This window comes from Actinomadura sp. NPDC049753 (genome assembly GCF_040674655.1).
Lineage (GTDB): Bacteria > Actinomycetota > Actinomycetes > Streptosporangiales > Streptosporangiaceae > Spirillospora > Spirillospora verrucosospora.
In genome coordinates, this window is the sequence record NZ_JBFARL010000247.1 from 1 (window position 1) to 10,708 (window position 10,708).

At 74.6% G+C, this 10,708-nt stretch carries 8 protein-coding genes; 6 read left to right on the forward strand and 2 right to left on the reverse strand.

Annotation, left to right across the window (positions count from 1 at the left end; all coding sequences use genetic code 11):
• On the forward strand, positions 1 to 808 hold an 808-nt coding region (locus tag AB0K37_RS36740; protein ID WP_363989313.1), incomplete at its 5' end, for an aldehyde dehydrogenase family protein.
• 4 nt (positions 809 to 812) lie between these two features.
• Here the strand turns inward: AB0K37_RS36740 and AB0K37_RS36745 are convergent.
• Both AB0K37_RS36745 and AB0K37_RS36750 read right to left on the reverse strand, forming a co-directional pair.
• Positions 813 to 1,406 (reverse strand): TetR family transcriptional regulator, encoded by a 594-nt coding sequence (locus tag AB0K37_RS36745; protein WP_363989316.1) that lies wholly within the window; start codon positions 1,404 to 1,406, stop codon positions 813 to 815.
• A gap of 25 nt (positions 1,407 to 1,431) precedes the next feature.
• Complete coding sequence (locus AB0K37_RS36750) at positions 1,432 to 2,667, reverse strand: ROK family transcriptional regulator (protein ID WP_363989319.1); 1,236 nt, start codon at positions 2,665 to 2,667, stop codon at positions 1,432 to 1,434.
• Between the two features lie 155 nt (positions 2,668 to 2,822).
• Between AB0K37_RS36750 and AB0K37_RS36755 the strand changes: the two genes are divergently transcribed.
• The 5 genes from AB0K37_RS36755 to AB0K37_RS36775 form a co-directional block, all read left to right on the forward strand.
• A complete protein-coding gene (locus tag AB0K37_RS36755) occupies positions 2,823 to 4,133 on the forward strand; it encodes a sugar ABC transporter substrate-binding protein (protein WP_363989322.1) in 1,311 nt (436 codons plus the stop codon).
• Between the two features lie 4 nt (positions 4,134 to 4,137).
• On the forward strand, positions 4,138 to 5,151 hold the full coding sequence (locus tag AB0K37_RS36760; protein WP_363989325.1) for a sugar ABC transporter permease: 1,014 nt from the start codon (positions 4,138 to 4,140) through the stop codon (positions 5,149 to 5,151).
• A complete protein-coding gene (locus AB0K37_RS36765; RefSeq protein WP_363989328.1) occupies positions 5,144 to 6,022 on the forward strand; it encodes a carbohydrate ABC transporter permease in 879 nt (292 codons plus the stop codon). The genes AB0K37_RS36760 and AB0K37_RS36765 overlap by 8 nt, the downstream gene beginning before the upstream one ends.
• A gap of 28 nt (positions 6,023 to 6,050) precedes the next feature.
• Positions 6,051 to 7,430, forward strand: coding sequence for a GH1 family beta-glucosidase (locus AB0K37_RS36770; protein ID WP_363989331.1), 1,380 nt, complete (start codon positions 6,051 to 6,053; stop codon positions 7,428 to 7,430).
• A gap of 34 nt (positions 7,431 to 7,464) precedes the next feature.
• Positions 7,465 to 10,708, forward strand: a 3,244-nt coding sequence (locus AB0K37_RS36775; protein ID WP_363989334.1) for a carboxyl transferase domain-containing protein, incomplete at its 3' end; no start/stop codon positions are given.

Genomic DNA, 10,708 nt, shown 5'->3' on the forward strand with positions numbered 1-10,708 from the left:
CGAGGCCCTCGCCGGGCACGCGGGCGCGGACGTCGTCGCGCACGTCGGCTCCACCCGCGCCGGCCGCCGCATCGCCGAGCTGGCCGCGCGGACCGGGGCGAGGACCGTCCTGGAGAACGGCGGCGCCGACCCGCTGATCGTGGACGCGGGCGTCGACCCGTCCTGGGCCGCCGGGCAGGCCGCGCTCGGGTGCTTCGCCAACGCCGGGCAGATCTGCACCTCGGTCGAGCGCGTCTACGTGCACGAGGCCGTCGCCGAGCCGTTCCTGGACGCGCTCGCCGCCCGCGCCCGGGCCCTGCGCACGGGGCCGGGCGCCGACCCGTCCACCGAGCTCGGGCCCCTCGTCGACGAGCGCCACCGCACCAAGGTCCACCAGCAGGTGGAGAAGGCCCTCGCGGACGGGGCACGGGCGCTGGCCGGCGCGCGCCTTCCCGACGGCCCTGGCTGCTTCTATCCGGCGACCGTCCTGGCCGGCTGCGCCGACCATATGGCGATCATGGCGGAGGAGACCTTCGGCCCCGTCGCGCCCGTCCGCACCGTGGCCGGGTTCGAGCAGGCGCTGGAGGCCGCGAACCGCTCCCGCTACGGCCTCGCCGCCACCGTCCTCACCCGCGACATGGCGCACGCCCAGGCCGCCTGGCGCACGCTGGAGGCCGGCACCGTGAAGATCAACGCGGTGTTCGGCGGCGCCCCGGGCGGCGCGGCGACCCCGCGCCGCGCCAGCGGCCGCGGGTTCGGCTACGGCCCCGAGCTCCTGGACGAGATGACGGCCGTCAAGGTCGTCCACGTCCAGGCCGCCGCCCCCTGACCCCTCACCCGGCGTCCGCTCCGCGCGGCCCCGCGGTGGCGGCCAGGTAGCGGGTCACCATGCGGGCGACGAAGTGGGCGAAGGCCTCCGGGGGCCCGGACGGCAGCATGATGTGGCTCATCGTCAGGCGCACGGCCGCGTCGGCGATCTCGGTGAGCGCGGCGCGGTCCAGATCCGGCCACTGGCGCAGGGCGTGCTCGGCGATGCGGGCGCTGGCGGAGAACAGCACCGGCTCGGCCTGCGTGGTGAGCAGCGGCAGCATCTCGTCGCCGCCCGCGCCCGTCAGCACCGCCTTCTTCAGCTGGTCGTCGGCGGAGGTCTCCATCGTGAACATCACCGCGGCGACCACCGCCGAGTACACGTCGGCGTGCTCGGACAGCACGGCGTCGATGCCGTCGAGGTAGCGCTCGTTGTCGCGGATCACCACCGCCTGCGCGAGCCCCCACTTGTCGCCGAACTCGTTGTAGACGGTCTGCCGGCTCACCCCCGCGGCGGAGGCGACGTCCCGCATCCGGACGGCCCGGTAGCCGCGCTCCACCAACAGGTCCGCGGCGGCGTCCAGCAGGGATTCGCGCACGGAACGGCCGGCGGTGCCCATGTGTCGTCGCCCTCCAGGGTGCTGATCAGTACGCCATTATCCCCCGCGGGCCGCCGCCGGGCCATCGCGCGCCCGCCGGGTCGCCGCCGCCGTCGAGCAGGTGCGCCAGCGGGAGGGTGGCCGCGCCCACGGCGACCGCCTCCGGCCCGAGGTGGCACAGCTCGATCGAGGTCTGCGCGAACGGCTGCCGCAGCGCGTAGGCGGCGGTGGCCGCGACGATCCGGTCCAGCATGCGGCCGCCGATCAACAGCCCCGCCCAGCCGCCGATGATGATCTTCTCCGGGCTGAACAGGTTGACCAGGTCGGCGATGCCCGCGCCGAGGTGCTCGGCGACGTCCTCGCGCAGGGCCGCCGCCGCTTCGGACGGGTCGGCCAGCAGCCCGGCGAGGGCCGCCTCCTCGTCCGTCCCGGCCGGGCCGCCCGCGGCCCTGTAGCGTTCCAGCAGGGCGGTCGCGCCGACATAGGACTCCAGGCAGCCGCGGGCCCCGCACCGGCACGGCGCGCCGCCGACCCGGGACGTCGTGTGGCCCCACTCGCCCGCGCTGCCGGCCGCGCCCCGGTACGGCGAGCCGTCGATCATCACGGCGGCGCCGACGCCGGATCCGACCAGGGCGACGACGGCGTCGCGATGCCCGCGCCCTGCGCCGAACCACATCTCCGCCTGGCCGAGCGCCGTCGCGCCGTTGTCCACGAACAACGGGAGACGGGTGCCCTCGCGCAGCATCCGCTCCAGCGGCACGCCGTCCCAGCCGATGGTCTGGCAGTGCACGACCGCCTCCGGGCCGCGCTCGATCACGCCGGGGACGCCGACGCCGACGCCGATGATGGACGCCGGGTCGACCGACGCGCCGTCGATGACCGCCGGCAGGCCCTCCAGGATGTGCCGGACGACGGCGCGCTCGTCGTGGCCGCCGTCGCCGAGGGGCAGGTCGGCCTTGGCGAGCTGGGTCAGCCCCAGGTCGAACAGCTCGACCATCACCCGCGTCTCGCCGACGTCCACGCCGACGAGGTGGCCGTATCCGGCCGCGGTCTTCAGCAGGACGCGCGGCCGCCCGCCGTCGGACTCGACGCTGCCCGCTTCCACGACGAGCCCGGCCTCGATCAGCTCGCTCACCACGTTGCTGACCGAGGCGGGGCTGAGGCCGGTCTCGCGGGCCAGGTCCTGGCGGCTGAGCGGCCCGTCGAAGTACAGCCGCCTCAGCAGTACCGACCGGTTGGCGCGGCGCAGGTCGCGCACGGTCCTCCGGCGCCGTTCCGGCATCGGCCCCCCTCATCCCGCGGCCCGGGCCGGGCCGCGTCCCCCGCAGCTTCTCAGGTCTTGACCGGCCCATTATGTCACTGCTTAGATCACGGCGTGAAATAAGGTGTGATCTAACTCTCGGAGTGACCCCGTCACCTGATCGGAAGGCCGAGCCGATGCGTCCACACCCCTCGCGGGCCCTCGCCGTCCTCGCGGCCGGGCTCCTGGTCACCGCCGTGGCGGGCTGCGGCGGCGGCACCACGTCCGGCGGCGGCGACGGCGACCCGAAGACCCTGACCTACTGGGCCAGCAACCAGGGCACCGACCTCGCGGCAGACCGGAAGGTGCTGGACCCGGAGCTGGCCAAGTTCGAGAAGCGGACCGGCATCCGGGTGAAGCTGGAGGTCGTCCCCTGGACCGACCTGCTCAACCGCATCCTCGCCGCCACCACCTCCGGCCAGGGACCGGACGTGCTCAACATCGGCAACACCTGGTCGGCGTCGCTGCAGGCGACCGGCGGCCTGCTGCCCTTCGACTCCGCCGCGATGGCCGAGATCGGCGGTGCGGGGCGGTTCGTCCCCGCCGCGCTCGCCGCCGCGGGCGCGAAGGGCCGTGACCCGGCCGCCGTCCCGCTCTACTCCCTCGCCTACGGCCTCTACTACAACAAGAAGATGTTCGCGGACGCGGACCTGGAACCGCCCGGGACGTGGCGTGAACTGATCGACGCCGGCCGCGCTCTCACCAAGGACGGCAGGTACGGCATCGCGATCGAGGGCGCCAGCATCCCCGAGAACGTGCACCAGGCGTTCACGCTCGGCCAGATGTACGGCGCCGACTTCTTCACCCCGGACGGCAGGCCGCAGTTCGCCACCCCGCAGGCCGTCGCGGCCGTCAAGTCCTACGTCGACCTGCTCGGCAAGGAGAAGATCGCCGCGCCGGGCAACGCCGAGTACTCCGCCAACCAGTCGCTGAACGACTTCGCCACCGGCAAGGCCGCGATGCTGCTCTGGCAGGCCACCACCGGCGGGCTCACCAACCTCGGCATGAAGCCCGGCGAATGGGGCGTCGTGCCCACCCCCCGGCCGTCCCCGGCGCCGCCGGGCGGCCGGAACATCACTTCCATGGTCGCCGGCATCAACATCGCGGTCTTCAAGAACACCGGCAACCGCGACGGCGCGCTGAAGTTCGTGAAGTTCATGACCGGCGACGAGGAACAGAAGATCCTCAACAGGGCGTACGGATCGCTGCCCCCGGTCGTCTCGGCCCAGAGCGACCCCGCCTTCGACACCGCGGACCTCAGGGTCTTCAAGAGCGTCCTCGCCACGAGCGCGGCGCCGCTGCCGCAGGTGCCGCAGGAGAGCCAGTTCGAGACGGCCGTCGGCACCGCGATGAAGGAGCTGTTCGCCGACGCCGCCGCGGGCCGCCCGGTCACCGAGGCCGAGGTGCGCAAGCGGCTCGCCGCCGCCCAGCAGCAGATGGGCGGGTAGGCGCATGACCGCCGCCGACGTGCCGGCCGCCGCCCTCCCCGACGGGCAGGGGGCGGCGCGGCCGGAGGAGACCGGACCCGCCGGGCCGCGGCGGGGGAGGCGGCGGCCGCGGCTGCCTCCGGGCGCGCTGCCGTACGCGCTGCTCGCACCCGCGGCCGTCGCCGAACTGATCGTCCACGTGGTGCCGATCGCCGTCGGGATCTGGATGAGCTTCAAGGAGCTCACCCTCTTCTACATCCGCGACTGGTCGAGGGCGCCCGGGAGGGGGTTCGGCAACTACCGCGTCGCGGTGGACCTCGACGGCGCGATCGGCGCGGACCTGCTGCGCTCGTTCCTGGTCACGCTCGCCGTCACGCTCCTGGCGGTCGCACTGTCGTGGCTGTTCGGCGCCGCCGCGGCGATCCTCACGCAGGACCGGTTCCGGGGGCGCGGGGCGCTGCGCGCGCTCTTCCTCGTCCCGTACGCGCTTCCGGTCTACGCCGCCGTGATGACCTGGGCGTTCATGTTCCAGCGCGACAACGGCCTGGTGAACCACGTGCTGGCCGACCAGCTGCACCTGACCGGCGGCGGCCGGCCGTTCTGGCTGATCGGCGGCAACAGCTTCTGGGCGCTCGTCACCGTCGTGGTGTGGCGGTCGTGGCCGTTCGCCTTCCTGGTCCTGACCGCCGGGATGCAGAGCGTCTCCCGCGACCTGTACGAGGCCGCGGCGCTGGACGGCGCGGGCAGGTGGCGGCGGATCCGGCACATCACGCTCCCGGCGCTGCGGCCCGTCAACCAGGTGCTCGTCCTGGTGCTGTTCCTGTGGACGTTCAACGACTTCAACACGCCGTTCGTCCTGTTCGGCAAGGCCGCCCCGGAGGGCGGCGACCTCGTCTCGGTGCACATCTACCACGCCTCGTTCGTCACCTGGAACTTCGGGACGGGCTCGGCGATGTCGGTGCTGCTCCTGTTGTTCCTGCTGCTGGCCACGGCGGCGTACCTGCTCGCCACGTCGAGGAGGAGGCCCGCGCATGGCTGACACGCGTCCCGCCCGCGAGGGCCGCGCGCCGACCGACCCGCCCGCCTCGTTCGTCTGGACGCGGCGGATCGTGCTGGCCCTGCTGGCCGCGTTCACCCTCCTGCCGGTCTACGCGATGGCCAGCTCGTCGCTGAAGCCGCTGGAGGACGTGCAGCGCCGGTTCCGGTGGATCCCGTCGCGGCCGACGGTCCGCCCCTACGTCGACATGTGGTCGACGGTCCCGCTGGCCCGCTACTTCGCCAACAGCGTGATCGTGGCGGGCGGCGCGACGCTGGCGTCCGTGGCGATCGCGATCGGCGCGGCGTACGCCGTCAGCCGGTACCGGTTCGCCGGCCGCCGGGCGTTCACGGTGACGGTGCTGTCCACGCAGATGTTCCCGGGGATCCTGTTCCTGCTCCCGCTGTTCCTGATCTTCGTGAACGCGGGGAACGCGACCGGCGTCGCCGTCTACGGCAGCCGCGGCGCGCTCGTCCTGACCTACCTGACGTTCTCGCTCCCGTTCTCGATCTGGATGCTGGCCGGGTACTTCGAATCGATCCCGCGGGAGCTGGACGAGGCGGCCCGGGTGGACGGCTGCGGCCCGGTCGGCGCGCTGCTGCGGGTGATCGTCCCGGCGTCGCTGCCCGGCATCGTCGCGGTGACCGTCTACGCGTTCATGACCGCCTGGGGCGAGGTCCTGTTCGCCTCGGTCATGACCAACGACCAGACCCGCACGCTCGCGATCGGGCTGCAGGGCTACTCCACGCAGCACGAGGTCTACTGGAACCAGGTGATGGCCGCCTCCCTCGTGGTGAGCGTCCCCGTCGTCGCCGGGTTCCTGCTGCTCCAGCGCTTCCTGGTGGCCGGGCTGACCGCCGGCTCCGTCAAGTGACCCGTCTCGACGACCCCGAGGGAGACCCGTGCCCATCGACGACCTGACCGCGTTCGGCCCCGACTTCGCCTGGGGGGCGGCCACCTCCGCCTACCAGGTCGAGGGGGCCGTCGCGGAGGACGGCCGCGCCCCCTCCATCTGGGATTCGTTCTGCCGCGTCCCGGGCGCGATCGCCGGGGGCGACACCGGCGACGTCGCCTGCGACCACTACCACCGCTGGCCCGCGGACCTCGCGCTGATGGCGGAGCTGGGGCTGCGCGCCTACCGGTTCTCGATCGCCTGGCCGCGCGTGCTGCCCGCCGGCGGCGGCCCGGTCAACGCGGCCGGGCTCGCCTTCTACGACCGGCTCGTGGACGCCCTGCTCGCGGCCGGGATCGAGCCCCACCCGACCCTGTACCACTGGGACCTGCCGCAGGAGCTCCAGGACCGCGGCGGCTGGCCGTCCCGCGACACCGCCGAGCGGTTCGCCGAGTACGCCTCCGTCGTCGCCGCGGCGCTGGGGGACCGCGTCACCTCGTGGGCGACGCTGAACGAGCCGGTGTGCGCCGCCTGGATCGGGCACCTGGAGGGGGCGATGGCGCCCGGCGTCGCCGACATCCGCGCGGCCGTGCCCGCGGCCTACCATCTGCTGCTGGCGCACGGCCTCGGCGTGCAGGCCGTGCGCGCCGCCGCCCCCGGCGCCCGCGTCGGCGTCGTCAACCTGCTCACCGACTGCGAGCCGGGCGGCGAGGGCGAGCGGGACGCGGCGGCGGCGCGGCGCGAGGACGGCCACCACAACCGCTGGTGGCTCGACCCGATCCACGGCCGCGGGCTGCCCGCCGACATGATCGAGGTGTACGGGGTGGAGCCGCCGGTGCGGCCCGGCGACCTGGAGGCGATCGCCGCCCCGCTCGACTGGCTCGGCGTCAACTACTACCGCCGGTCCGTCACCGTCGACGATCCCGGCGGCCCGCCGCCGCGCACCCGGCAGATCACCCCGCCGGGAACGCCGCGCACCGGCATGGACTGGGAGATCCACCCGGACCGGCTGGCGAAGGTCCTCGTCCGCGTCACCGAGGACTACGCGCCGCGCAGCGTCATGGTGACCGAGAACGGCGCCGCCTACGCCGACACCGTGACGCCCGGCGGAGCCGTCCACGACGCCGAGCGCACCGCCTACCTGGAGGCCCACCTGTCGGCGTGCGCCGCGGCGATCCGCGCGGGGGTCCCCCTGGACGGCTACTTCGCCTGGTCGCTGCTGGACAACTTCGAGTGGGCCTACGGGTACGCGCAGCGGTTCGGACTCGTGCACGTCGACTTCGCCACCCAGGAACGCCGCGTCAAGGACAGCGGGCGCCGCTACGCCGAGATCATCCGCGCGCACCGGGACCTCCGGGCGCGGCCCCTGGCGTCCCGCTCTCTAGAGTGAGGGCCGACCGGCTCAGGCGAGGTGAGGAGGCCGGGTGGGCGGGATCCTTGTGGCCAACCGGGGAGAGATCGCGCTGCGGGTCGTCCGGGCCGCGTCGGAGCTGGGGCTGCGGACGGTCGCCGTGCACACCCGCGACGACGCCGCCTCGCCGCACACCCGGCGCGCCGACGAGACGCGCGTCCTGCCCGGCGACGGCGCCGCCGGCTACCTCGACGCCGACGCGCTGGTCGCCGCCGCGAAGGACGCCGGCGCCGCGGCCGTCCACCCCGGCTACGGCTTCCTGAGCGAGAACGCGGGCTTCGCCGCCGGATGCGCCGCCGCCGGGCTGGCCTTCGTCGGCCCGCGTCCGGAGCTGCTGGAGCTGTTCGGCGACAAGGCCAGGTCGCGCGCCCTGGCGCGGGACGCGGGCGTGCCCGTGACGCCCGGCACGCCCGGCGCGACGAGCCTCGCCGGCGCCGAGGCGTTCGCCCGCGAGCACGGCACCGTCGTGATCAAGGCGCTCGCGGGCGGCGGCGGGCGCGGCATGCGCGTCGTCACCGGGCCCGCCGCCGTCGCGGAGGCCTACGAGCGGTGCCGGTCGGAGGCGCTCGCCTCCTTCGGCGGCGGCGACCTGTACGCCGAGAAGTACGTCCCGCGGGCCCGCCACATCGAGGTCCAGGTCGCGGGTGACGGCTCCGGCGCGGTGACCCACCTGTGGGAGCGCGACTGCAGCGTCCAGCGGCGCCACCAGAAGCTGATCGAGATCGCCCCCGCTCCCGCGCTGCCCGCGGGAGTGAGGGACGCGCTGCTGGACGCCGCCCTCCGCATGGCGGCCTCGGTCCGCTACGAGAGCCTCGGCACCTTCGAGTTCCTCGTCGACGGCGAGGAGTTCTGGTTCCTGGAGGCCAACCCCCGGCTCCAGGTCGAGCACACCGTGACCGAGGAGATCACCGGCGTCGACCTGGTGAAGGCGCAGATCAGGCTGGCGCTGGGGGAGGACCTCGCCGGAGTCGGGCTGGCCGCGCCGCCGCGGGCGTCCGGCTGCGCCGTCCAGGTGCGGGTCAACGCCGAGACGATCGGCGCGGACGGCGCGCCGCGCCCGAGCGCCGGGACGCTCACCGCGTTCGCGCCGCCGTCCGGTCCCGGGATCCGCGTCGACACCCACGGGCACGCCGGCCATCGCGCGAGCCCGCGCTACGACCCGCTGCTGGCCAAGGTCGTCGCCCGCGCGGAGGACCTGCCGTCCGCCGCCGCACGCGCGCACGGCGCCCTCGGCGAGTTCGAGATCGCGGGCGTGGCGACGAGCATCCCGCTGCTGCAGGGCGTGCTGCGCCATCCCGGCTTCACGGCCGGCGGCGCGTGCACGTCCTTCATCGACGACCACCTGCCCGAGCTGCTGGCGAGCGAGCACCGCCGGTACTACGTCGAGACGGCCCCGAGCACCGCCGGTCCGGAGCCCGCGGCCGTCCCGGACGCGCCGCCCGGCACGGTCGCCGTCCCCGCGCCGACGCAGGGGACGGTCGTGAGCGTCGAGGTGGCCGAGGGCGACCCCGTCCGGGCCGGGGCGCCGCTGCTGATCCTCGAAGCGATGAAGATGGAGCACGTCGTCCGCGCCGGAGAGGCGGGCATCGTGCGGGCCCTGGCCGCCGCGCCCGGCGACACCGTCGCGGAGGGCGCGCCGCTGCTGTTCACCGAGCCCGCCGAGGGGGGCGGCGACCACGCCGCCGAGGACGAGGCGGCCGACCTCGACCTGATCCGCGCCGACCTCGCCGAGACGCTGCGCCGGCACGAGAGCGGGCTCGACGCGGCCCGCCCCGAGGCGGTGGCCCGGCGGCACGCGCGCGGCCGCCGCACCGCGCGGGAGAACATCGACGACCTGTGCGACGCCGGGACGTTCACCGAGTACGGCGCCCTCGTCATCGCCGCGCAGCGGCGGCGCCGCTCCCTCGACGACCTCATCGAGCGCACCCCCGCCGACGGCATGGTCTGCGGCATCGGGGACGTCGACGGCGCGCAGGCCGTCGTCCTGTCCTACGACTACACGGTCCTCGCCGGGACGCAGGGCCACCTGAACCACCGCAAGACCGACCGCATGCTCGACATCGCCCACCGCCGCCGCCTGCCGCTGGTGCTGTTCGCGGAGGGCGGCGGGGGACGCCCCGGCGACACCGACACCACGACCGTCTCCGGCCTGGACGTCACGACGTTCCACGCCATGGGGCGGCTCAGCGGCGCCGTCCCGTCCGTCGGCGTCGCGAGCGGGCGCTGCTTCGCGGGGAACGCGGCCCTGCTCGGCTGCTGCGACGTCATCATCGCCACCCGGGACGCCAACATCGGCATGGGCGGCCCCGCCATGATCGAGGGCGGCGGCCTCGGCGTCTTCACGCCCGAGGAGATCGGTCCGGTCGGCGACCAGGAACCGAACGGCGTCATCGACATCGTGGTGGACGACGAGGCCGAGGCGGTCCGGGCGGCCCGCCGCTACCTGTCCTACTTCCGGGGCCCGTCGGACGACTGGGCCTGCGACGACCAGCGGATCCTGCGGCACCTCGTCCCGGAGAACCGGCTGCGCGCCTACGACGTCCGCCGTGCCGTCGCGCACCTCGCCGACACCGGGTCGGTGCTGGAGCTGCGCCGCGCGTTCGGAGTCGGCATCATCACCGCGCTGGTCCGGATCGAGGGCCGCCCGATGGGCCTGATCGCCAGCAACCCCGCGCACCTCGGCGGCGCCATCGACCGCGACGCCGCGGACAAGGCCGCCCGGTTCCTGCAGCTGTGCGACGCGCACGGCCTGCCGGTGGTGTCCCTGTGCGACACCCCCGGCTTCATGGTCGGCCCGGACGCGGAGCGGACCGCCACCGTCCGGCACTTCGCCCGCCTGTTCGTCATCGGCGCCAACCTGCGCGTCCCGATCGTCACGATCGTGCTGCGCAAGGGGTACGGGCTCGGTGCGCAGGCCATGGCGGGCGGCGGGTTCAAGGCGCCGCTCGCGACCCTCGCCTGGCCCACCGGCGAGATCGGCGGCATGGGGCTGGAGGGCGCCGTCCGGCTGGGGTTCCGCAAGGAGCTGGAGGCCGCCGAGGACCCGCGCGCGATGTTCGAGCAGATGGTCGCCGCGGCCTACGAGCACGGCAGGGCGCTCCACGCGGCGACCGTGTTCGAGCTGGACGACGTGATCGACCCCGCCGACACGCGGCGCTGGATCACCAGCGGTTCCCGGCTCGTCGTCAGGATCCGCACCTGCGGCGCCGCCGCCAGCAGCCGGTGCGCCAGATCCGCCGCGGGCTCGATCAGGTGCT